Origin of the sequence: Leeia sp. (assembly GCF_041909055.1) — a bacterium.
In the GTDB taxonomy this organism is placed as follows: Bacteria; Pseudomonadota; Gammaproteobacteria; order Burkholderiales; family Leeiaceae; genus Leeia; species Leeia aquatica.
The window spans coordinates 240,239-262,915 of the sequence record NZ_JAYREC010000002.1 but is presented as its reverse complement, the minus strand read 5'-3'; the positions used below and the strand labels follow the sequence as shown (position 1 = coordinate 262,915).

Sequence of the window (22,677 nt, the reverse complement as noted above, 5' to 3'; positions counted from 1 at the left end):
TTACTCTCCGTAACGCAAGGCTTGCTCGGCCACGCCCAGATTCAGGTCCAGATTACGTGTCTGGCCATCATCCGCCGCATCCGCCGAGCCATCACTATGGCGATTCTCGATACCGGCCAGATAGGCTTCGGTGATGTCGCCCGTGGTATAGCAACCATCAAAGCAGGAGGCATCGAACGAGGTATTGGCCGGATTGGCCGCCCGTACTGCGGCTTTCAGTGTATCGAGGTCCTGGTAGATCACCGCATCAGCACCGATTTCAGCGGCAATCTGCTCATGGCTACGACCATTGGCCAGCAGCTCGCTGCGGCTGGGCATGTCAATACCGTAGACGTAGGGGAAGCGCACCGGCGGCGCAGCCGAGGCGAAGAATACCTTGGTCGCCCCGGCATCGCGCGCCATCTGTACGATTTCACGGCTGGTGGTGCCGCGCACGATGGAGTCATCCACCAGCAACACGTTCTTGCCCTTGAACTCCATGCCGATGGCGTTCAGCTTCTGCCGTACCGACTTCTTGCGCATGGCCTGGCCCGGCATGATGAAGGTGCGACCAATATAACGGTTCTTGATGAAGCCATCACGGTACGGCAGGTTCAGCTTGTTGGCCAGCTGCAGCGCACTGGGGCGACTGGAATCCGGAATCGGGATCACCACGTCAATCTGCTCGCCGTTCAGCTCATGTCGTACCTTGTCGGCCAGCCCGCTGCCCATGTTGAGGCGGGTTTCATGCACCGATGCGCCGTCGATCACCGAATCCGGTCGCGCCAGGTACACAAATTCAAAGATGCAGGTGTTGAGGCTGGGGTTCTCGGCACACTGGCGGTTGTGGAAGGTGCCATCAAACTCGATATACAGTGCTTCACCCGGCGCCACATCCCGCACCATGTGAAAACCGAGCGAATCCAGCGCCACCGACTCGGACGCCACCAGATATTCCTTGCCCAGCGCTGTATCGGCCTCACCATATACCAGCGGGCGAATGCCGTAAGGATCGCGGAAAGCCACCAGCCCGTGACCCGCAATCATGGCGACTACCGCATAAGCACCACGACAGCGGCGATGCACAGCAGAAATGGCAGCAAACACGCCATCTGCATCCAGCCGTGTACCCTTGCTCTGCTTTTGCAGCTCATGTGCCAGCACATTGAGCAACACTTCGGAATCCGAGTGGGTGTTGATATGCCGCAGGTCGAGCTGGAACATTTCCTGTTTCAGCTGTTCCGCATTGGTCAGATTGCCGTTGTGTGCCAGTACCACACCAAACGGCGAGTTGACATAGAACGGCTGCGACTCTGCTACCGAGGAGGAGCCCGCTGTCGGATAGCGCACATGGGCAATCCCGGCATGGCCCATCAGCGAGCGCATATTACGAGTGCGGAACACATCACGCACCAGGCCATTGCCCTTGTGCATGTGGAAGGAGTTGCCATTGGCAGTCACGATGCCTGCGGCATCCTGCCCACGGTGCTGAAGGACCAGCAGACCGTCGTACAACAACTGGTTGACCGGTTGCTGGCCAACGGTGCCCAAAATACCACACATAACGACTTGCCTCTTTCTGTCAGGGGGGTACCCGCAACGGCAATGATTACGGGCTGCTCATCCCCTCGCCTTCCGGCGCGGGGTCAAAACGGATGCTCTTGGCCAGGCCTTCCGGCAGCCAGGGTTTGCTCTGTACGACCAGTGCCTCCATCGGCGCACTGAAAGCGGCATTACGCCAGAAATCGCTCTGCGGCAAGCGGGTCAGCCCGCCCAGCATCACCATCACCAGCGCCACCAGCATGCCGCGCAGCAAGCCAAACACGCCGCCCAGCACCCGGTCCAGCGGTTGCAGGCCACTGCCTTTGATCAGCTCGTGCAAGGTAATGCTGAGCAAACTCATCAGCAACCAGCCAGCCATCATCAGGATGGCGAAGGCCACCAGCATTTTCAAGGCCAGATTCGGTATGTCTGCCGGCAAATAGGGAATCAAGTCCATATAAAAGGTCTGCGCCAGGGCGTAAGCCACCAGCCAGGTCAGCAGGGCCAGCAGTTCGCGCACCAGGCCGCGCATGACCGCCAGCACTACCGAGGCCCCCACGACGGCCAGCAGCATGTAGTCAAAGCTGGTCAAACAGACGCCTCCCGGCGTTGGGCAACAGCCGACATCACTTGCCGGTCACCACAATGGCTTGCAAGCCGGCGGCCTCGGCCTTCTGTCGGGCCTGATCGGCTTCATCCTTGCTGCTGAACGGACCGGCCCGCACCTTGCTGACCTCACCGTTCGGGGTGTGAAGGGTCACCACATACGCCTTGAAACCATGTCCAGACAAGGTTTTCAACAATGCCTTGGCCTTGTTGGCGTCGTTCAACGCGGCAAACTGTACCGACCACTTGCCCCCTGCCGCCGGGCGCTCACTACTGGCTTGCTGCTCGCGTGCACTCACCAAAGCATTGAGAGGATCATCCTCCGCAGGCTTGGTTGCAGCAGGCTTGGTGGGCTTGGTGGTATCCGCGGCAGGCTTGGTGCCCTCAGCCGGCTTTTCCGGCTTGGTGACGGGCTTGTGCGTCGTCGCCTCTGGCTTGGTGGTGGCCGTCACAGGCTTGGTCACGGAGGCAGGCGTATCCGTCGGCAGCGGCGTCACCACAGCGGGGGGCTGAGGCGTATCCGCTGCGGAAGCGGTGCCGGGTTTCAGTGGCGGTGTAGAACCATCCGGCTCGGGGATGTCGATCGGGATATCCTGCTCCACCGCGCGCGGTTTCTGATCCAGCACCATCGGCAGGAAAATCACCATCAGCAGGACCAGCGCCAGGGCACCGACCAGACGGCGGCGCGCACGACGCTTCAGTTGTTGCTGCTCATCACTCAGACTCTGAATCCGCGACACCTTGTCAGCCATCCTTGTTTATCACTACCCAAGCGCCCATGATTGCCCCGCGCCGCTCTGGCAGTACCATCAGCCCTTGCGGGCCGATGGTGAGTCAATTTTCCGTCGTCACACCCTGCAGCATATGGTGTAACGCCCTATTCTTGTGCCTGCCCTTGGCAGTCGTTCATGACCTAGCGGCCTGATGCTTCGCTGGCCGGCAGGGATGCAGCCTGTTGCACCGGGGTGGCCGTTGCCTGCGGCTTCCTGGGCCGGTGAACCGGAAACAGCGTAATCAGTAACACAGCCAGCAAGGCTATGCCGTAGAGCACATGCCCCCAGCGCTTGCGCTGGGTCGTTCGCGCCTGCCATCGCTGCCGTGCGGAGGGCGGCTCCTCGGGCTTGTCCGCGTCCACGCTCAATGCACCGCCGCCTTATCCCGCGCCTGCAATACCGCACCTACCGTCACAAAGGAACCAAACACCACAATCCGGTCCCGCTCCCCCGCTTCTCGCTGGGCAAACTGCCATGCGGCTTCCGGCGAGGTAAATACACTGGCCTTGCCTGAACTCTGACTCGCCAGCGCCTGCAAGGTTTCCGCTTTGGCACCACGTGGCGGCGGCAGATCACAAAACAGCCAGTGATCCACTTGCGGCTGCATCGCCTGCAGCACCGCCAGCTGATCCTTGTCCTGCATCATGCCGCAAATGGCAAAGGTGCGCTCGAAATAGCCCATCTGCGACAGGTTCTGCACCAAGGCCCGCGCGGCATGTGGATTATGCCCGACATCGAGCACCACCGCCGGACGCCCCGGCAACACCTGAAACCGTCCCGGCAACTCCACTTCCAGCAGGCCACGACGCACCGCCCCCATGCTGACCGGCAGGCGTGCATTGAGCTGCGTAATGGCCGCCAGTGCCGCTGCGGCATTAGCGAGCTGATAACTACCGCGCAGCGCCGGGATGGGCAAAGAATGGAAGGCTCGCCCCTCGCACCAGCACTCCCACTGGTTTTCCATGCGGCGATAGCCGAAACCATCGACGCCAGACTCCCGCTGCAGAGGTAGCCAGTGGGCACCAATCGTGCGCGCATGTTCGACAATGGATGCCGGAATGTCCGGGTCAGTACAGATGGCGGGTTTGCCGCTGCGATAAATGCCAGCTTTCTCAAAGCCAATCAGCTCGCGGGTATCGCCCAGCAAGGCCTGATGATCAAGGTCAATGCTGGTGATGATGGAGGCATCCGGCTCAAAGGCATTGACCGCGTCCAGCCGTCCACCCAGCCCGACTTCCAGAATCATGACGTCGACCGCTGCAGCCATGAACGCCGCGACCGCGGCCAGCGTGCCAAACTCGAAATAGGTCAGCGCCACCTGACCGCGCCCTTGCTCGACGGCGGCAAAGGAGGCGCACAGGGCTGCATCGTCTATCGGCTGCACATTCAGCCGGACACGCTCGTGGTAGCGCAGCAAGTGCGGTGAGCTGTAGACGCCCACCTTGTAGCCCGCAGCACTGTAGATGCGCTCCAGCATGGCACAGGTCGAACCCTTGCCATTGGTGCCCGCCACCATGATGACCGGGCAGGCAGGCTTGAGCGCCATCTGCTGGATCACCCCTTGCACGCGAGCCAGACCCAGCTCGATCACATCCGCGTGCAGGGCCTCCAGATGCGCCAGCCAGCCGCTCACATCCTGCGGCAAGGCCTTGGCCTCTCCGTGCTGCGTGGTCGCCAGTGGCATCAGGCATCCAACGGTGGGTTACCCTGCAGCAGGGTCAGCAGCTCGGCAATACGGCGACGCAGATCACGGCGATCCACAATCATGTCGATGGCGCCATGCTCCAGCAGGAATTCGGAACGCTGGAAGCCTTCCGGCAGGGTTTCGCGCACCGTCTGCTCAATCACGCGGGAACCGGCAAAGCCGATTTCAGCCCCCGGCTCGGCCATCACGACATCACCGAGGAAGGCAAAACTGGCCGACACACCACCCATGGTCGGATCGGTCAGCAAGGAGATATACGGCAGCTTGCGGTCGGCCAGCCGGGTGAGCGCGGCGCTGGTTTTGGCCATCTGCATCAGGGAATTCATCCCCTCCTGCATGCGGGCGCCACCGGAAGCGGCAATACTGATGAAAGGCACGTTCTGTTCCAGTGCGGCATTGACCCCCCGCACAAAGCGCTCGCCCACCACCGAGCCCATCGAACCGCCGATAAACTTGAACTCAAAGGCCGCCGCCACCACCGGTTGGCGCAGGATGGCACCTTGCATTACCAGCAGGGCATCGGTCTCGCCAGTTGCCGCTTCAGCCGCTTCCAGACGATCGACATAGCGCTTGCTGTCCTTGAAACGCAGGATGTCGATCGGCTTGACCTCGGAGGCCAGTTCGAACCGGCCTTCCGGGTCCAGCAGCATTTCCAGCCGGGCCCGCGCGCCCAGCGGGTTGTGGTGATTGCATTTCGGGCAGACGAACTGGTTATTTTCCAGGTCAGTCCGGTACAGCACAGCTTCACAAGCAGAGCACTTGCTCCACAGGCCCTCTGGCACCACGGTCTTGCCACCTGCCGGTTTGCTTTTGATTTTGGGCGGCAGCAGTTTTTGTAACCAGCTCATGGTTTATCCTCACATCCAATTACGCACCTCCCGTCTCCGGGAGCACTGCCCATCACGCAGCGGTAGCCGCATCCATGGCAGCACGCAGCTCGGCCACCAGCCGCTGCAGGTTCCCTGCCAGCGTGTCAGCCGTGCTGCTTTCAATTTCCTTCACCAGCCGCGAGCCTATGATGACGGCGTCCGCCACCTTGGCCACGGCTGCGGCTCCAGCACCATCGCTGATGCCAAAGCCGACCCCGATTGGCAAATGAATGCGCTTGCGCAGCTCAGGCATGCGCGCACCCACTGCACTGTAATCCACGTGACTGGCCCCGGTCACCCCCTTGAGGGAGACGTAATAGACATAGCCCTGTGCCCGCTCGGCAATCGCCTTGATCCGGGCTTCCGGCGTGGTCGGTGCCAGCAGGTAGATCGGGGCAATCTGCTGCGCTTTCAGGGCTGTCAGCAGCTCATCACTCTCTTCCGGCGGCACATCCACCGTCAGCAGGCCATCAACGCCCGCCATTTTCGCACGATTTGCGAACACCTCATAACCCATTCGCGCGACCGGGTTGGCATAGCCCATCAACACCACCGGCGTCTGGCTATCGGTCTTGCGGAATTCGGCCACCATGTCGAGCACCTGCCCGAGTCCGACACCGTGTTTCAAGGCACGCTCGCTGGCGCGCTGGATCACCGGGCCATCGGCCATCGGGTCGGAAAACGGCACACCGAGTTCGATCAGGTTGGCACCACCGGCGACCAGGGCATGCATCAGGCTGACGGTTTGTCCGGGGTGTGGATCCCCGGCGGTGATGAAGGGAATCAGCGCTTTGCGGCCACGCTGTTGCAAGTCGGAAAACAGGGCGTCGATACGGGACATGATGCTTTCAGTATTCGGGTTGCGGAGCGGCGCTTACAGGGTAATGCCCATGCGCTTGGCGACGGTATTAATATCCTTGTCGCCACGGCCAGACAGGCAGACCAGAATCGACTGGTCGCGCGACAAGGTCGGGGCGATACGCCGGGCATGCGCCAGGGCGTGGCTGCTCTCCAGCGCCGGGATGATCCCTTCAAAACGGCACAGGTCGTTGAACGCCTGCATGGCCTCATCATCGGTCACCGCCGTATATTCGGCGCGACCCACATCCTTGAGCCAGCTGTGCTCTGGCCCCACGCCTGGATAATCCAGCCCGGCCGAGATGGAGTGGGTTTCAATGACCTGGCCGTTTTCATCCTGCATCAGGTAAGAACGCGCACCATGCAAAATGCCCGGTTGTCCGGCGGACAAGGGGGCGGCATGCTTGCCGCTGTCCAGACCATGCCCACCCGCCTCGACGCCAACCAGCTTCACCGCCTCATCCTGCAGGAAACCGTGGAACATGCCGATGGCGTTGGAACCCCCGCCCACGCAAGCCACCACCTGATCCGGCAGACGCCCGGTCAGCTCCAGAATCTGCGCGCGCGCTTCGCGGCCGATCACCGACAGGAAATCCCGCACCATCATCGGGTAGGGGTGCGGGCCCGCTGCGGTGCCGAGAATGTAGAAGGTGTGGTCCACATTGGTCACCCAGTCGCGCATGGCTTCGTTCAGCGCATCCTTCAGGGTGCGTGAGCCACTGGACACGGGCACCACGGTGGCCCCCAGCAGTTTCATGCGGAATACATTAGGGGCCTGACGCTGTACGTCTTCCTCGCCCATGTACACCACGCACTCCATGCCATAGCGCGCGGCAACGGTCGCGCTGGCCACGCCATGCTGACCCGCACCAGTCTCGGCAATCACCCGGCGCTTGCCCATGCGGCGCGCCAGCAGCGCTTGCCCCATGGCGTTGGAAATCTTGTGTGCGCCGGTATGGTTCAGGTCTTCGCGCTTCAGATAGATTTGCGCACCACCCAGCTGTTCGGACCAGCGCGCGGCGTGATACACCGGGTTGGGGCGGCCCACAAAGTGCTTCAGTTCGTATTCAAACTCACGACGAAAGGCGTCATCCTGCTTGAAGTGCTCGTACTGTTGCCGCAGCTCATCCAGCGCCGACATCAGGGTTTCAGCGACATAGACGCCACCATAAGGGCCAAAATGACCACGGGCATCCGGCACACTGCGGAAATCGACCTGCTTCATTGCTTACCCCACATAGGTTGTTGCCACTGCACGCATGAACGCTTCGATGCGCGCCGGGTCCTTGACCCCTTTTTCCCGCTCTACCCCACCGGACACGTCAACAGCCCAAGGTTGGACACGGCCAATGGCCTCGGCCACGTTGTCCGGGTCCAGCCCGCCGGCCAGAATCAACGGCAAAGGCAAATCCGCCGGGATCAGCGACCAGTCAAACGACTGCCCCGTCCCGCCCGGCACCCCGGCCACCCAGGCATCCAGCAACAAACCGGCCGCATCGGCGTAGTTTTCGGCATATTGTAGCAAATCCAGCCCCGGTTTGACCCGCACTGCTTTCAGGTAAGGACGACCGAAGCTGCGGCAGAACGATGGCGATTCATCGCCATGAAACTGCAGCACATCCAGCGGGCATTGGGCCAGCACTTGCCGCACCTCGGCCTCAGTGGGATCGACAAACAAGCCCACTGTGGAGACAAAGGCAGGTACATGGCGGAGCAAGCCAGCGGCTTGCGCAATGCTCACGCCACGGGGGCTGGGCGGATAAAACACCAGTCCAATGGCGTCTGCTCCGGCTTGGGCCGCCGCCGCCACATCCTCTGGACGGCTCAGGCCGCATATCTTGACGCGGGTACGCATGGGGAAAACTCGATGAAATATGAAAGGACCTGCAGCGCAGCCTACCTTACCAGAACAGGCGGCCTTCGTCATGCCAGGTTGGCAGCTGGTATACCTCCGGGTACTCGACACCGGCCAGATACAGACCGTCTGCCGCAAACATCGGCGCACCCTTGCTGCGATCACGACTGGCCAACAGATCCGCCATCCAGCTGACCGGGGCCCGTCCGGTCCCCACGTGCACCAAGGCCCCGACCATATTGCGCACCATGTGATGCAGGAAGGCATTGGCGGTAAAGCGCAGCTCGATCAGCTCACCCTGCCGGCCCGGTGCATCATGGGTATGCAAGCTCAGCTGTTGCAAGTGTTTGATGGGCGATTTGGCCTGACACTCGCTGGAGCGAAACGCACTGAAGTCATGCTCCCCCAGCAGGCAGCTGGCGGCCTCCTGCATGCTTTGCAGGCTCAGCTTGTGATGCAGCCAGCCCACGCGGGTTGCCAGCAAACCGGGCCGTACCGGGTGGCTGTAGAGGAAATAACGGTAGCGTCGCCGCATGGCGGAAAACCGGGCATGAAAGGGGGCTTCAACCGGGCGCGCCCATAACACGGCCATATCGTCCGGCAAGTGGCTGTTAACCCCACGCACCCAAGCCTGTTCCAGCCGGTGTACCTCGGTATCAAAATGCACCACCTGCATGCTGGCATGCACGCCACGGTCGGTACGCCCTGCGGCATGCACGGTGCTGAATTGTCCGGCGATGGTTTCAATCGCCGCCTCCAGCCGGGCTTGCAGGGTATCTACCTGCGGCTGGCGCTGCCAGCCCGCAAAGGCGGTGCCCCGATATTCCAGCCCCAACACCCAACGCATGCCGCTTCCTCGTATTTGAACAGGCAAGGGTTATACCACTGCCCCTCCCAAATGGACACCCCAAAATGCATACAGCAACCTCAATGAGGTTGCTGTATGCATGGTCTTGCGCACAGGCAAAGGCAGGTCATCTGACCTGCCCTGCAGCTTACTTCAGCTGATCCAGCAAGCGCCGGGCTTCGGATTGCTGCTCACCACTGCCCTCCTGCTCCACTTCGCCCAGGATTTCCCGAGCACCTTCCTGGTCACCCATTTCGATATAGGCTTTAGCCAGATCCAGCTTGGTGGCCACCGGATCATCGCCATCATCCATTGAGAACTCGCCTACCTCGCCAGTGGACGACTCACCAAGGTCCAGGCTGATGTCGCCAAGATCCATGTCGAGGCCATCATCCGCAGCCGGGGCAGCACTTGGTGTCTCCGCCTTGGGCGCATCCAGGTCAAAGTTGAAATCCAGCATGGCCGCTTCGTCAGCCGCAGCTTCAGCAGCAGGCGCGGCAGCCGGTGCATCCATCTCCAGCTCCGGCATATCAAGCGACATATCCAGATCCAGCGACGGCGCTTCCTCCGCAGCGCTGGCAGCCGGGGCAGCTGGCGCGCTCAGATTCATGTCGCCCAGATCGAAGTCCAGCAACACCGGTGTTTCATCGGCTGCGGCTTCCGGTTCTGCAGCTATAGCGGCCTCAGCCGGGGTTCCGAGATCGAAGTCCAGATCCAGTTTCTGAGTCTGGTCCATGGCAGGCGCGGGCGCCGCCGCCGGCTCATCACCCGGCAGGCCAAGGTCGAAGTCCAGATCGGTTGCCGCCGGAGCTGCAGCCGCGGCTGCGGCCACCGGGGCGGCTGCTTCAACCGCAGGCATGCTGGCCGTCTTGCTCATCGCCTCTTGCTGGCCACCCCCATAGAGCGGGTTTTGCGGATCAACCTGGCGGCCCATCTCGGCAGCCTTGCTCCACTGCGGCCCCATCCCCTGGGTATGCTTGTGCAGTTCGGCGGCTTGCGCGTTGAACGCCGTCACATCCTTGCGATTGGCGTAAATCTCCATCAACTTGACCCGCACTTCGTGGCGGGTACCATCCTTGTGCAGGGCATCCCTCAGGATTTCTTCTGCCTGCGGATCGCGGCCATAAGCGAGGTAAACCTCTGCTTCAGCAATCGGATCGACCTCATCCGTATCGATCTGCCCCAGCCCTTCGCGGCTGAAATCGGTCAGGAAGGAGTTTTCCGTCGCGCCAGTATTGATGATGGCACCACCGGTATTGCCAATATTGGTATTGGCACGCAGGTCACTGCCGGTAATGATGCTGTCGTCAAAGCGGCCACGACGACGGCGACGCATCACCAGTAGGCCGCCAATCAGCGCCACAGCACCGACTGCACCACCAATGATGGGCAGGTTCTCCATCACCACATCGGTCCATTCCGGCTCAGGTGCGGGTGCCTCCTGAACAGGTGCAACACGGCGTGGTTTGGCGGCAGGCTTGGAAGCCTCCTGCTCGGCACTCGCCACTTGTGGTTTGGCTTCACTGCTGGCGGTTTCCACGGCAGCACTGGCCACCGGCGCTGTCGAAGCCGCAGCGACCGGTAGCGGCTCGGAGGCTACTGCAGGTTTGGTGGGTTCTGCCGGCTTGACCGGCTCAGCAGGTTTGGTCGGTTCCGCAGGCTTGGCCAGCTCTGCCGGTTTGCCGCTCTGGCCCGCTTTGGCCTGATCCTGAAGGCGCTTCATCTCCGCGTCCTTCAGCTTCAGCAGGTCGCTCAGCTTCTTGTTCAGCGCTTCCTGCTCAGCCACCCGGTCTTGCAGTTCCTTCAGTTTCTTGTCACGCGCCAGTGCTTCTGCTTCCAGCGCCTGCACCTTGTCCTTGGCCGCCTTGTTGCTGGTGGCATCGCTATTGGCGCTGGCCTTGCCAATCTGGCCCTGGGTCACCTTGACGGTGCCCTTGTCGCCGTTGGCGGCAGCAGCGCCCTTGTCCACCACCTTGGTTTCAATCTTGCCGCTGCTGGACTGGCCAGAATCACTGCTGCCGGAGGCGGGCTGCTGTGCCGCATTGCTGGCCACCTGCTGGCGATAACCGCTCCAGTTGGACGCATGCAGGCGGATCTCCTTGCGGGCTTCCGTCTGCGAGATGGCCTGAACCGCAGCCTGGTCGGGCACCTTGATGATGCTGCCAACCTTCATGCGGTTCATGTTGTTACGCTCGAAGGCATCGGGGTTGGCCTGATACAGCCCAACCAGCATTTGCTCCAGCGAAACATCATCATATTTGTTGCGACCCGCGATGCTGGCCAGTGTGTCGCCTCGCTTCACGGTGTAGTCACCGCTGGCGGGCTCAGCTACTGGCTCGGTTTTGGCGGGCTTGGCGGGTTTGGCTGACTTTTCGGCTGCAGGCTGACCATTGGCCAACAGCTGCTGATCCAGCGGAATGCTGGAGCGGAAGTTCTGTTTCTTGTTGCCTTTGCTGCCTTTGGTCGTGGGCAGGTTGACCGTTGGCGCATTGCCGGTGGGCTTGGCCGTCATCTTGTAGTCGGCGGGGTCGAGCAGCGCGGTGAACTCTTTCACCACCTTGCCAGACGACCAGGACAGCTCAACCAGCACATCGACAAACGGCTCATTGACGGGCTGCCCCGTCACCATGCGCACGTACGACGAGCCATTGCTTCGTCGCTCGATCGTGAAGCGTGCCCCGGCCAGCTGCGACGGAAAATCAATCCGCGCATCCCGATAGGCATCTTGCGAAGCCATGCGGATGATGAAGTTGGAGGGGTCTTCGTTAGCCCCGGTCACCAGCTCGATTTCTGCATGCAGGGGTTGCCCCAGTCCGGACAGGACGGTCAGCTTTCCCAAACCCGCAGCGCCGGCAACCATCGGGAACGCCAACAAGGCGGAAGCCACCAGCCTTGCTGTTGTTTTAGTGTAGATGCCCACGATGCCTCTCCTTGCCCTTGCCATATTATTGAATGTCATATTTTAAAATAACATCATGCAGTTAGCGTTGCAAGCTAAATACAAGCATAAAGTTGCCTACGTAAAAAGCTCATTTAAATGAATAATTTACGAACAATGCGGCGTGACAAAATTACAACAGCATGTCATGCCTGTACCCAATTCGCTACGCATTGCACCACCGCTGTTGCATTCAGGCACATCGGATCCGCACACAGCCAGAACCCCACACGCCGTGGGCTGATTTGCCGCAGCCGACTCACAAACACATCCGCTTTGCCAATCACATCAATGGGCGTCATATAGCCACCGGCTTTGGCTTCATCCCGCAACAAAGCCGTCTGGGCCGTATCCAGCCGGGTTCTTACTGCCTCTTCTGAGGCCTCATGATCCAGCTCCAGCGTTACAGAAGCCGCCAGACCATAAAACACCGGGGCCTGCACCGCCGTCACGCTGACCAGCACATCATCCCGCTGCAACAAGCCGGGTAGCTGTTCCGCCACCCGCTGCTCCGTGCGGGTATGGTGTGCATCAATGAAGGCACCCACTTGCGGTATAGCATTAAATGCACTGCGCACCGGAAAACTTGCCAGTTCCACATCCTGATTATTGAAGAGCGCCACCGTTTGCTGGGCCAGTTCCTCTACAGCATCCCGCCCGCGTGACGCGGCCGGATACAGGGCGGTGACGTGAACCGCCGCCACGCCCCACTCCTCTTCCAGGCTGGGCAACACCCGCGCCAGCATGTGCGCCAAGGGCTCAGCCACCACCATGCTGGACGAAGTAATGTCCCCCTCCAGCACCATCAGGCTGGCACCCGGCAAACCACCCGAGAGGTCCAGCACCATGCACCCGCTGGCTTGTGCTCGCGCAGCATGCCGCTGTACCACGCGCTCACTGGCGGCGAACACCACAATATCCGCTTGAGAGAAGTCAAAATCATCCACGGCCGACACCCGCAGGGATTTGCCCTGCCATTCAATGGTATCGCCGGACGAATCCGTGCTGGCCAGCGGGTGCAAGGTGGTCACCGGTACCGCCTGGCTGTCCAGTTGCTCCAGCACCATTTCCCCCATGGCCCCGGTAGCACCCACCAAAGCCAGCCGACAAGGTTTACTCATGTTTCTTTCCATCCGTTCCTGCTACCAAAACAAAAGGGCGCGCCGCGCCCTGCATCGGGGAATCCCCCATGGCTACCCGCTTGCCGCGTCAGCCCTGCACCTTGCAGCGTTCACCCAGCACGCTCGTCACATCCGTCCCCAGCCGCCATACTTCGCTGCCCTCGCCCGCCGCGCCTTGACTGTACTCAAAGCTGACGTACATGGGCTTGCGGCCTTTGTCGGCCACCTTGAAGAAGCGGAACTGATACGTTGTACTGTCTTCATCACACGACGTGCGCAAGGCCTGTGCGGGCTCACCTTGCAGCATGGTCATGCCCAGTGCTCGCCGGGCATCCAGCTGTAGTTCAGCCACCGCCACATACAGCCGGGCGCCTTTCAGCTCAATCCAGGCCGGCACACTCCCCTTGGCCAAAGGCAGCATGATTTTGCCTTGCAGGGTGTAACCATGATCACTGATTTGCTTGCGCGACCATTTCCAGACGGTCTGTGGCAGTTTTTCTGCATCCTGCCACGCGACATTCGTCTGGGTGGTATCGGCTGGTACCGACAAGGTACGCAATACCGGCGACAAGGGCGCGGCGTGCAACATCGACACCGCGAACAGCATCATCAGGCCAGCCCAGTGTTTACGCATCTGCATGCCTTGGTCGGTTCATAAAATAAACAGGGTTCATGATGATATCATGAACCCTGTCTCACTCCTACGCTACCGGCTGATTTACAAACGAATCAACGCTCCAGCAAGATACGCAGCATGCGGCGCAACGGCTCGGCCGCACCCCACAGCAGCTGGTCACCCACCGTGAAAGCGCCCAGGTAGTCCGGTCCCATATTGAGTTTGCGCAAGCGACCCACCGGCACCGACAAGGTGCCCGTCACCGCCGTCGGGGTCAGTTCGCGCGCACTGATCTCACGCTCATTCGGCACCACTTTCACCCAGTCATTGGCCTGGCCGATCATGTCCACCAGCTCATCCAGCGGCACATCACGCTTGAGCTTGATAGTGAGCGCCTGGCTGTGGCAACGCATCGCACCAATACGCACGCAGATGCCGTCCACCGGAATCGGGTTGGCTTCGCGGCCCAGAATCTTGTTGGTTTCCGCTTGCCCCTTCCACTCTTCCTTGCTCTGACCGCTTTCCAGCTGCTTGTCGATCCACGGAATCAGACTGCCTGCCAGCGGCACACCGAACTGGTCGGTCGGGAAGTCGCTGCTGCGCATGGTCGCCGCCACCTTGGCGTCGATATCCAGAATGGCGGAAGCCGGGTCGGCCAGCAGATCAGACACCCCGGCATGGATGCTGCCCATCTGGCGAATCAGCTCGCGCATGTTCTGCGCACCAGCACCTGACGCCGCCTGATAGGTCATGGCACTCATCCACTCGACCAGATTGTTCTGGTAGAGACCGCCCAGCGCCATCAGCATCAAGCTGACGGTGCAATTGCCGCCAATATAGTTCTTGACGCCACGCTTGAGGCCGTCGCGGATCACATCCAGGTTGACCGGATCAAGAATGATGATGCTGTCTTTGTCCTGACGCAGCGTGGAGGCGGCATCAATCCAGTAGCCTTGCCAGCCAGCCGCACGCAGCTGCGGGAAAACTTCACTGGTATAGTCGCCACCCTGGCAGGAAATGATGACATCCAGCGCTTTCAGGGCGTCAATCGAGCGGGCATCCTGCAATGCCGGACTGTCCTTGCCCACATTCGGGGCCGCACCGCCCACATTGGAGGTGGTGAAGAACACCGGCTCGATCAGGTCGAAATCGCGTTCTTCACGCATACGCTGCATCAGCACGGAACCCACCATGCCGCGCCAGCCAACAAACCCTACACGCATTTCCATTTTCCTCAAGCTGGTAGCGCCCCGCTTTTCCCCTCGCCCCACCGCTTGCGGGACGAAAGCGGAGGAGGTGTGAACTAGCCCTTCATCACGGTTTTGGTGATGATGGTGGTGGTGCGTTTGATGGACGCAATGCGGCCAGCCGGGGTCAGTTTGCCCGGCTGTTGCTTGCTGTTGATCAAACGCACACTACTCATGTTCTTCCTGTTCCGCTCAGCGACAGATACGCTTACAGGGCTGCCAGTACGGCATCGCCCATCTGCGTGGTGGAGATCTTCTCAGTACCGGCCTCAAAGATGTCTGCAGTACGCAGCCCCTGGGCCAGAACGGATTTGACTGCTGCTTCAATACGTTGCGCAGCGTCTTCCTTGGCAAAACTGTACCGCAACATCATGGCCACTGACAATATGGTTGCCAGCGGATTGGCCAGATTCTTCCCGGCGATGTCCGGTGCCGACCCATGACAAGGCTCGTACAAGCCCTTGTTGTTGGCGTCCAGCGAGGCCGATGGCAGCATGCCAATGGAGCCGGTCAGCATCGAGGCTTCATCCGACAGGATGTCGCCAAACATGTTGCCGGTCACCATTACGTCAAACTGCTTCGGATTGCGCACCAGCTGCATGGCGGCGTTATCCACCAGCATGTGGCTCAGCTCCACTTGCGGGTAGTCCTTGCCCACTTCGGTCACCACGTCGCGCCACAGCTGCGTGGCCTCCAGCACATTCATCTTGTCCACCGAGCACAGCTTGCGGTTGCGGCGCATGGCCGTCTCGAAGGCCACCTTGGCAATGCGGCGAATCTCTGACTCGCTGTACACCATGGTGTTGTAACCCACGCGCTCGCCATTGCGGGTTTCAATGCCACGCGGCTCGCCAAAGTAAATATCACCGACCAGCTCGCGGATGATCATGATGTCCAGCCCGGACACCACTTCCGGCTTCAGGGTAGAGGCATTGGCCAGTTCCGGGTAGAGCACGGCCGGGCGAAGGTTGGCAAATACACCCAGCTGCTTGCGGATGCCGAGCAGACCCCGCTCCGGGCGTTGCTCACGCGGCAGGTTATCCCACTGCGGGCCACCGACGGCCCCCAGCAGGATGGCATCGGCCGCTTGTGCCAGTTTTTGCGTTGCTTCCGGATAGGGGCTGCCGGTTGCATCCACCGCCCCGCCGCCCAGCACGCCGTATTCATACTCGATCGGCAAGCCATCGCTGCGCAGGGCATCCAGCACCCGCACGGCTTGCGCCACAATTTCCGGACCGATGCCGTCACCCGGCAGAATGGCAATCTTCATGTCTCAAACTCTCAACTCAGAAAAACAAATCGCCCCAAAGCGGGGCGATCCAGATCACTCAGGCAAACAACCATGGCTGCTGCTGGCGGCGCGTCGCCTCATAGGCACGGATCTCGTCCGCGTGCTCCAGCGTCAGCCCAATTTCATCCAGCCCATTGAGCAAGCAATGCTTGCGATGCGCTGTAATCTCAAAACCATAGCGCTGCCCATCCGGCGCTACCACCACCTGCGCTGCCAGATCAATGGTCAGGCGATAGCCGGCACCCGCCTCGCACTGCGCAAACAGGCGGTCCATCACTTCTGCCGGCAGCACGATCGGCAGCAGGCCAATCTTGAAGCAGTTGTTAAAGAAAATATCTGCAAAACTGGGCGCCAGCACAGCGCGGAAGCCATAGTCTTCCAGCGCCCACGGTGCATGCTCACGGCTGGAACCACAGCCGAAGTTCTCACGGCACAGCAGAATCTGTGCGCCTTGATAGCGTGGCTGATTCAGCACGAATTCCGTATTGAGCGGGCGCGTGCTGTTGTCCATGCCCGGCTCGCCATGGTCCAGGTAGCGCCACTCATCAAACAGATTGGGGCCAAAGCCGGCCCGCTTGATGGACTTGAGAAACTGCTTGGGAATGATGGCGTCGGTATCGACATTGGCCCGGTCCAGCGGACACACCAAACCATCAAGGGTCTGAAAAGCCTTCATGCTCAGCTCGCTGCTTTCTGGATGGCCTCGCCACCCTTCTGGATATCCTTGCCCACGCCCTTGACGGTATTGCAACCGGACAGCCCCAGCAGGGCAGCCAACAGGCCCAACATCATGATCTTGCGCATGTGATTGACTCCTTGTTAACAGTGCTTACTGGCGTTTCCAGTTGCGCACGTCCACAAACCGGCCCTCAATGGCTGCCGCAGCGGCCATGGCCGGGCTGACCAGATGGGTGCGGCCACCCTGCCCCTGGCGTCCCTCAAAATTACGATTACTGGTGGAGGCGCAGCGCTCGCCGGACTGCAGCCGGTCCGCGTTCATGGCCAAGCACATGGAGCAGCCGGGCTCACGCCACTCGAAGCCTGCCGCCACAAATACCTTGTCTAGCCCTTCGGCCTCAGCCTGGGCCTTGACCAGGCCACTACCCGGCACCACCAGCACAGCCTTGACGTTCGCCGCCTTTTGATAACCCTTGGCCACCGCCGCCGCCTCACGCAGGTCTTCAATACGGGAGTTGGTACAGGAGCCAATGAACACGATATCGACCGGAATCTCGGTCATCGGCGTACCTGCCTGCAGACCCATATAGGCCAGCGCACGGGTCATGCCTTCCTTGCGGACGGCACTGGCTTCTGCCGCCGGGTCCGGCACACGGTCATCCACCGTCACCACCATTTCCGGGGAAGTGCCCCAGGTCACTTGCGGGCGCAGCTGGCTGGCATCGAGCTCAATCACCGCGTCAAATGCCGCACCTTCATCCGATACCAGCGTGCGCCAGAAGTTCACTGCGGCATCCCACTGCTCGGCCTTCGGTGCAAACGGACGGCCTTTGACATAGTCGATGGTGATCTGATCCACCGCCACCATGCCCGCACGTGCACCGGCCTCGATGGCCATATTGCACAGGGTCATGCGGCCTTCCATGGAGAGGCCGCGTACCGTGCTGCCGCCAAATTCGATGGCGTAGCCGGTGCCACCCGCCGTTCCGATCTTGCCGATCACGGCCAGGGCCACATCCTTGGCGGTCACGCCAAAAGGCAGCACCCCATCCACCTTGACCAGCATGTTTTTGGACTTCTTGGCGACCAGCGTCTGCGTCGCCAGCACATGCTCCACTTCCGAAGTGCCAATGCCATGCGCCAGGCAACCAAAAGCACCGTGGGTGGAGGTATGGCTGTCGCCACACACCACCGTCATGCCCGGCAGGGTCACCCCTTGCTCCGGCCCCACCACGTGCACAATGCCTTGCCCGTGATCACGGAACGGGAAGTAAGCCAGCGAGCCCACTTCACGGATATTGGCATCTAGGGTTTCAACCTGCTGACGGGAGGTGGGATCTTCAATGCCCTTGTCCCAATCCTTGGTCGGGGTATTGTGATCCGCGGTCGCCACAATGGAGCTGGTGCGCCATACTTTGCGCCCCGCCAGCTTCAGGCCTTCGAACGCCTGCGGGCTGGTGACTTCATGGACCAGATGGCGGTCGATATACAGCAGCGCTGTACCATCCGCCTCTTCACGTACTACGTGGTTCTGCCAAAGCTTGTCGTATAAGGTTTGCGCGGCCATTGTCTGTCACTGGGAGGTGGGAAACAGCCTTTGATTATTACATACGGGGGCAGACACGCAATAGAGGAAAAGTACGCGATGGCAATATTTTTTACTACCATCAAAATTTGCATCAGGCGAAGGTATCCACCCCGCCCAGCTTGCCGTGCCGTACCCACACTTGCGAACCTGAGCCCGCATGGCCACTGACGCCAGACATCCCCGCCATTGCCTCGCCTTGCTGCCAGCCACGGCGCTCGCCTCGCTCCTGTGACTGACCTTGCTGCGTCATGCTTTGCGCCCAGGCGGCTTGCTGCTGGCTATCTGCACCGACATTGACATTGCCCAGAGACAAGCCGCTACCTGCAAACATTTCAATCAGTCGCGGGCTGGCGGACTGAATGGCCTCACGCACCGCCGCGTGTGGCGAGACAAAGTTCAGCGTGGCTTCCTGGTTCTGAATGGTCAACCGCACTTCCAGCGGACCCAGATGAGGCGGGTTCAATTGCAGCTCGGCGGACTGCATGTTCTGGCTCGCCATGAAAACGGCTCGCTGTGACAAGGCTTCACGCCAGCGCTCATCCCCCACCGGTACCGGAATGTGCAGGGTGGCAGGGCGAGCTGACTCGGGATTTTGCGGCTGGGTCACGGCAGGGGTGCTGACTGCTTTATGCGGGAGCTCTGGCTTTTCAGTGGGTTGGCGCAGGCTATCAATCACTTCAGCAAACTCGCCGCCCTTGCGCTTTTTGCCTCCTTCCAGCGGAGAAACCCCTTCCTCTGCTGCCAGGCTGGCCGTTTTTGCCGGGTCTGCGGCAAGGTTTGCCGATAAGCCATCCAGCTTGCCCGCCTTGCCGTCCGTCCCCTCTTCCGCCGTCGCACGGGGCGCTTGCTTCACGGTGGCGTTCCCCGGCAGCACGGGCTGCGCCAAGGCCAGCCCCCACTGCTGCAGTAGCTGCTCCAGCGGCAGCGTGCCTTCGGCTTGCTCGTCTTTCTCTGGCAGCGGCTTGCTGTCTGCGCTCAGTTGCGGGACCGCTGCGGGCAGGTGGTTTTGCAGCATGGCCAGAAAATCGCCACCCTGCTCCGCCGGGGCAGCATCTGGTGCGGCGGAGGGGGTTGGGGCTGGGCTTTGCGTGGCCGTTACTACAATCATGGTCGGTCTCCCGGCATTATCTCAGACTGAACCGATCCATGCAGGAACCATGCCATCTTAATGCCGCGACACACTCCCCTTGCGGCTGGCAAATTCATCGGTCTGTTTTTGCTCGCGGCGCGCCTCTTTGCGCAGTTCAGCCTGGTCATGGCGCTGCTGCAGCGCCTCAAAGGCCTGCACCTTCTGCTCACGCTCCAGCCATTGCTCCCGCGCCGCATCCCGCAACTGCTCGCAGCGCTCGCACTCCTGCTGCTGCTGGGCTATCGCCGTATCCAGCTTGCCCAGAAACAGCAGGTAATCCCGCCATTGCGTGACGGCCATGCCCTGCTGTTGCTGCCCACCCAGCCGCTGCTGATAGTCCTGCCGATACTGCTGCAAGGTGGCCAGCTGCTGCTCAGCTGCCTGCACACGTGCTTGGGAGGCCTGCAAACCGCGAGCGGCCTCCTCACGCTGCTCTCGTGCCAGCTCCAGCAAACGCAGAAAAGGAAATTCCGCCATCAAACGGCCATCAAAAGACGCATCACTTCAGTGTAGCAAGCCCGCACGTGCTGCGGAATGACAAACCGCGCCATCAGGCGCGGTTTGTCATTCCAAGCTGCAAATCATTACTGACTGGCCGCGCCCTCCCTGGCCAACGCTTCCAGCGCAGCCGCGCCATCATCCTGCGGCGCCTCACTGGCGGGCGTATTGCCTTGCGCGGCAGGTGCTTCCGGCTGCTGCAGGTTCATCAGCACATCCCCAGCTTTTTCGCTGGACAAGGTCTCCGGCCCTTTTTCCTTGTTGCCGATGGCCATGCCAGGGAAAGCCAGCACCAGTGCAATCATCAATATCTGGATGCCAACAAACGGTACGGCCCCCCAGTAAATGTCACTGGTCTTGACCTCCTTGGGCGCCACGCTGCGCAGATAGAACAAGGCAAACCCAAAGGGTGGATGCATGAAGGAGGTCTGCATGTTCACCGCCAGCAGCACCCCGAACCAGATCGGGTCCACCCCCAGTTTGTGTGCCACCGGCATCAGCAAGGGCACCAGAATGAAGGAGATCTCAAAGAAGTCGAGGAAGAAGGCAATTACGAATACCAGCACCATCACCGTGATCAGGAAGCCCGTCGCGCCGCCCGGCAGGCTCAGCAGCAGATGCTCCACCCACAGATTGCCATCCACGGCGAGGAAGGCAATGCGGAATACCCGCGCGCCGATCAGGATGAACACCACAAAAGTGGTCAGCTTGAGGGTGCTGCGTACCGCCTGGCGCACCATGTTGACAGTAAGCTTGCGTTTCATCAGCGCCAGCAACATGGCCCCGGTGGCCCCCATCGCACCGCCATCGGTCGGGGTCGCCACCCCCATAAAGATCAGACCCAGCACCAGGAAAATCAGCAACAGCGGCGGCATCAGTACCGTAGACACCCGTTCGGCCACCTGACCGAACAGCCGCAGGCGCAGCCCTTTGTTGAGGTAGACCAGCACAAAGCTGCCCATCATGCCCACCAGCCCGCTGGCCACAATGCGGGTATCCAGTGCTTCGGTCGGCACCGCACCGTAGTACATGCGGTTGAAGGCAACCGAAATGCCCGCCCCCATACCTACCAGCAGCAGCAGGGATGGCAAGCCGGTGCTGCCATTCGGCTCGCGCAGGGTGCGCGCCTCCGGCGGCAAAGCCGGCACCATCGCAGGCTTCACGATACTGACAATCAACACATAGAGCGCATACAGGCCCGTCAATACCAGCCCCGGAATCAACGCGCCCTTGTACATGGCGGCAATGTCCACCTGCATCTGGTCCGCCAGCACAATCAGCACCAGCGAGGGCGGGATGATCTGCGCCAGCGTACCGGACGCGGCAATCACCCCAGAGGCCAGCCGCTTGTCGTAGCCATAGCGCAGCATGATGGGCAAGGCGATCAGCCCCATGGAGATCACCGAGGCCGCCACCACGCCAGTGGTTGCTGCCAGCAACGCCCCCACGAAAATCACCGCATAGGCCAGACCGCCGCGTATCCCGCCAAACAACTGGCCAATGGTGTCCAGCATGGCCTCAGCCATGCCGCTTTTCTCCAGTATCAAGCCCATGAAGGTAAAGAACGGGATGGCGAGCATCACCTCGTTCTTCATGATGTCGAACACCTGCACCGGCAGTGCCTGGAGGAACTGGAATTCGATCAGGCCCAGGTTCATCGCGATGGCACTGAACACCAGACCGACCGCTGCGAGTGAGAAAGCCACCGGATAGCCGATCAACAGCATGATGATCAGCGAGCCGAACATGATCGGCGCCAACAGTTCGGTACTCATGCGGACGCTCCTGTTGACGGATCGGCTTCATGCCTGGGGGCGTCATCCGGCAGTTTTCCGGTCAGTCGCGCCAGCGATTTGATGATTTCGGACACGCCCTGCAGGCTCAGCAGCGCAAAGCCCAAGGGGATCAGGCCCTTCACCGGCCAGCGCACCAGACTGCCCGCATCGCCGCCGTTCTCACCAGAAGCCCAGTAACGCACGAAATCCGGCCAGGAAAAGTACACCAGCAACAAGGTCATCGGCAGCAGGAACAACACCCCGCCCAACAGGTTGATCACATGCTGCATGCGGCGAGACAGGTTACCGAACAGAATGTCGATGCGCACATGCTCGTTCTCCAGCAAGGTATAGGCACCACCCAGCATGAAGATGGCCGCAAACAGATACCACGACGACTCGGATACCGAGAGGGAGAGCTGGTGAAACAATTCGGACTTGTTGAAGAATTTGCGCACCAGCGCATGCAGGGTGGTCAACAAGGTAACGGCCAGCACCAGCCAGGCGGCACTCTGCCCGATCCAGCGATTGATGCCATCCACACAGCGCGAAAACCGCAGCGGCACCATCACCACCAGCCCCAGCAGAACCGCCAGCACAGCAAACACCCACCAGGGCAAGCCTGGTGGTTTCAACCAGGCGGCCAGCGCCCAGATCACCACAGTTGCAAGATATGGCACAGTATCCCCTCTCTTGGTCTTGTCTGTCTCCGTTACGGAATACGGAGTGCTGACAAGCCTAAACCGGGTGATAGCCCGCTTG

At 60.8% G+C, this 22,677-nt stretch carries 22 protein-coding genes; all 22 read right to left on the bottom strand.

The annotated features are described in order from the left end of the window. Positions 1–1,542, bottom strand: coding sequence for an amidophosphoribosyltransferase (gene purF / locus ACE3O2_RS07020; protein WP_168875611.1), 1,542 nt, complete (start codon positions 1,540–1,542; stop codon positions 1–3). A gap of 46 nt (positions 1,543–1,588) precedes the next feature. Beyond that, positions 1,589–2,113 (bottom strand): CvpA family protein, encoded by a 525-nt coding sequence (locus ACE3O2_RS07015; protein WP_374336036.1) that lies wholly within the window; start codon positions 2,111–2,113, stop codon positions 1,589–1,591. 34 nt (positions 2,114–2,147) lie between these two features. Further along, complete coding sequence (locus tag ACE3O2_RS07010; RefSeq protein ID WP_374336034.1) at positions 2,148–2,879, bottom strand: SPOR domain-containing protein; 732 nt, start codon at positions 2,877–2,879, stop codon at positions 2,148–2,150. Between the two features lie 161 nt (positions 2,880–3,040). Further along, complete coding sequence (locus tag ACE3O2_RS07005) at positions 3,041–3,268, bottom strand: hypothetical protein (protein ID WP_374336032.1); 228 nt, start codon at positions 3,266–3,268, stop codon at positions 3,041–3,043. After that, on the bottom strand, positions 3,265–4,584 hold the full coding sequence (folC, locus tag ACE3O2_RS07000) for a bifunctional tetrahydrofolate synthase/dihydrofolate synthase (RefSeq protein WP_374336030.1): 1,320 nt from the start codon (positions 4,582–4,584) through the stop codon (positions 3,265–3,267). Before folC ends, ACE3O2_RS07005 begins: the two co-directional genes overlap by 4 nt. After that, complete coding sequence (accD, locus tag ACE3O2_RS06995) at positions 4,584–5,453, bottom strand: acetyl-CoA carboxylase, carboxyltransferase subunit beta (RefSeq protein WP_374336028.1); 870 nt, start codon at positions 5,451–5,453, stop codon at positions 4,584–4,586. Before accD ends, folC begins: the two co-directional genes overlap by 1 nt. A 52-nt stretch (positions 5,454–5,505) precedes the next feature. Then, entirely contained in the window at positions 5,506–6,315 is an 810-nt protein-coding gene (gene trpA, locus ACE3O2_RS06990; protein WP_374336026.1) for a tryptophan synthase subunit alpha, read from the bottom strand. 33 nt (positions 6,316–6,348) lie between these two features. After that, entirely contained in the window at positions 6,349–7,557 is a 1,209-nt protein-coding gene (gene trpB, locus ACE3O2_RS06985; RefSeq protein ID WP_168875618.1) for a tryptophan synthase subunit beta, read from the bottom strand. Positions 7,558–7,560: 3 nt separating this feature from the next. Next, the gene (locus ACE3O2_RS06980) at positions 7,561–8,187 is read right to left on the bottom strand and encodes a phosphoribosylanthranilate isomerase (RefSeq protein ID WP_374336024.1); all 627 of its coding nucleotides are present in this window, start codon (positions 8,185–8,187) and stop codon (positions 7,561–7,563) included. A gap of 46 nt (positions 8,188–8,233) precedes the next feature. Next, positions 8,234–9,034 carry a tRNA pseudouridine(38-40) synthase TruA gene (gene truA, locus ACE3O2_RS06975; RefSeq protein WP_374336022.1) on the bottom strand — a complete coding sequence of 267 codons (801 nt, stop codon included), beginning with the start codon at positions 9,032–9,034 and terminating at the stop codon, positions 8,234–8,236. Positions 9,035–9,182: 148 nt separating this feature from the next. Further along, the gene (locus ACE3O2_RS06970) at positions 9,183–11,954 is read right to left on the bottom strand and encodes a FimV/HubP family polar landmark protein (protein WP_374336019.1); all 2,772 of its coding nucleotides are present in this window, start codon (positions 11,952–11,954) and stop codon (positions 9,183–9,185) included. A gap of 164 nt (positions 11,955–12,118) precedes the next feature. Next, on the bottom strand, positions 12,119–13,093 hold the full coding sequence (locus ACE3O2_RS06965) for an Asd/ArgC dimerization domain-containing protein (protein ID WP_374336017.1): 975 nt from the start codon (positions 13,091–13,093) through the stop codon (positions 12,119–12,121). A gap of 88 nt (positions 13,094–13,181) precedes the next feature. After that, positions 13,182–13,733 carry a hypothetical protein gene (locus ACE3O2_RS06960; protein ID WP_374336015.1) on the bottom strand — a complete coding sequence of 184 codons (552 nt, stop codon included), beginning with the start codon at positions 13,731–13,733 and terminating at the stop codon, positions 13,182–13,184. Positions 13,734–13,822: 89 nt separating this feature from the next. Further along, the gene (gene asd, locus ACE3O2_RS06955) at positions 13,823–14,932 is read right to left on the bottom strand and encodes an aspartate-semialdehyde dehydrogenase (protein WP_168875624.1); all 1,110 of its coding nucleotides are present in this window, start codon (positions 14,930–14,932) and stop codon (positions 13,823–13,825) included. Positions 14,933–15,164: 232 nt separating this feature from the next. Then, positions 15,165–16,226, bottom strand: coding sequence for a 3-isopropylmalate dehydrogenase (leuB, locus tag ACE3O2_RS06950; protein WP_168875625.1), 1,062 nt, complete (start codon positions 16,224–16,226; stop codon positions 15,165–15,167). A gap of 58 nt (positions 16,227–16,284) precedes the next feature. After that, positions 16,285–16,923: a 3-isopropylmalate dehydratase small subunit gene (gene leuD, locus ACE3O2_RS06945; protein ID WP_168875626.1), complete on the bottom strand. Its 639-nt coding sequence runs from the start codon at positions 16,921–16,923 to the stop codon at positions 16,285–16,287. 2 nt (positions 16,924–16,925) lie between these two features. Then, positions 16,926–17,051: an entericidin A/B family lipoprotein gene (locus tag ACE3O2_RS06940; protein ID WP_374336012.1), complete on the bottom strand. Its 126-nt coding sequence runs from the start codon at positions 17,049–17,051 to the stop codon at positions 16,926–16,928. A gap of 25 nt (positions 17,052–17,076) precedes the next feature. Next, positions 17,077–18,492 carry a 3-isopropylmalate dehydratase large subunit gene (gene leuC / locus ACE3O2_RS06935; protein WP_374336010.1) on the bottom strand — a complete coding sequence of 472 codons (1,416 nt, stop codon included), beginning with the start codon at positions 18,490–18,492 and terminating at the stop codon, positions 17,077–17,079. 112 nt (positions 18,493–18,604) lie between these two features. Then, positions 18,605–19,621, bottom strand: a complete 1,017-nt coding sequence (locus tag ACE3O2_RS06930; RefSeq protein WP_374336008.1) for a flagellar hook-length control protein FliK — start codon at positions 19,619–19,621, stop codon at positions 18,605–18,607. A 57-nt stretch (positions 19,622–19,678) separates the two neighbouring features. Further along, complete coding sequence (fliJ, locus tag ACE3O2_RS06925) at positions 19,679–20,119, bottom strand: flagellar export protein FliJ (protein ID WP_374336006.1); 441 nt, start codon at positions 20,117–20,119, stop codon at positions 19,679–19,681. Positions 20,120–20,226: 107 nt separating this feature from the next. Next, the gene (locus ACE3O2_RS06920; RefSeq protein WP_374336004.1) at positions 20,227–21,915 is read right to left on the bottom strand and encodes a TRAP transporter large permease subunit; all 1,689 of its coding nucleotides are present in this window, start codon (positions 21,913–21,915) and stop codon (positions 20,227–20,229) included. Beyond that, complete coding sequence (locus ACE3O2_RS06915; RefSeq protein ID WP_374336002.1) at positions 21,912–22,595, bottom strand: TRAP transporter small permease subunit; 684 nt, start codon at positions 22,593–22,595, stop codon at positions 21,912–21,914. Before ACE3O2_RS06915 ends, ACE3O2_RS06920 begins: the two co-directional genes overlap by 4 nt. Positions 22,596–22,677 lie beyond the last annotated feature (82 nt).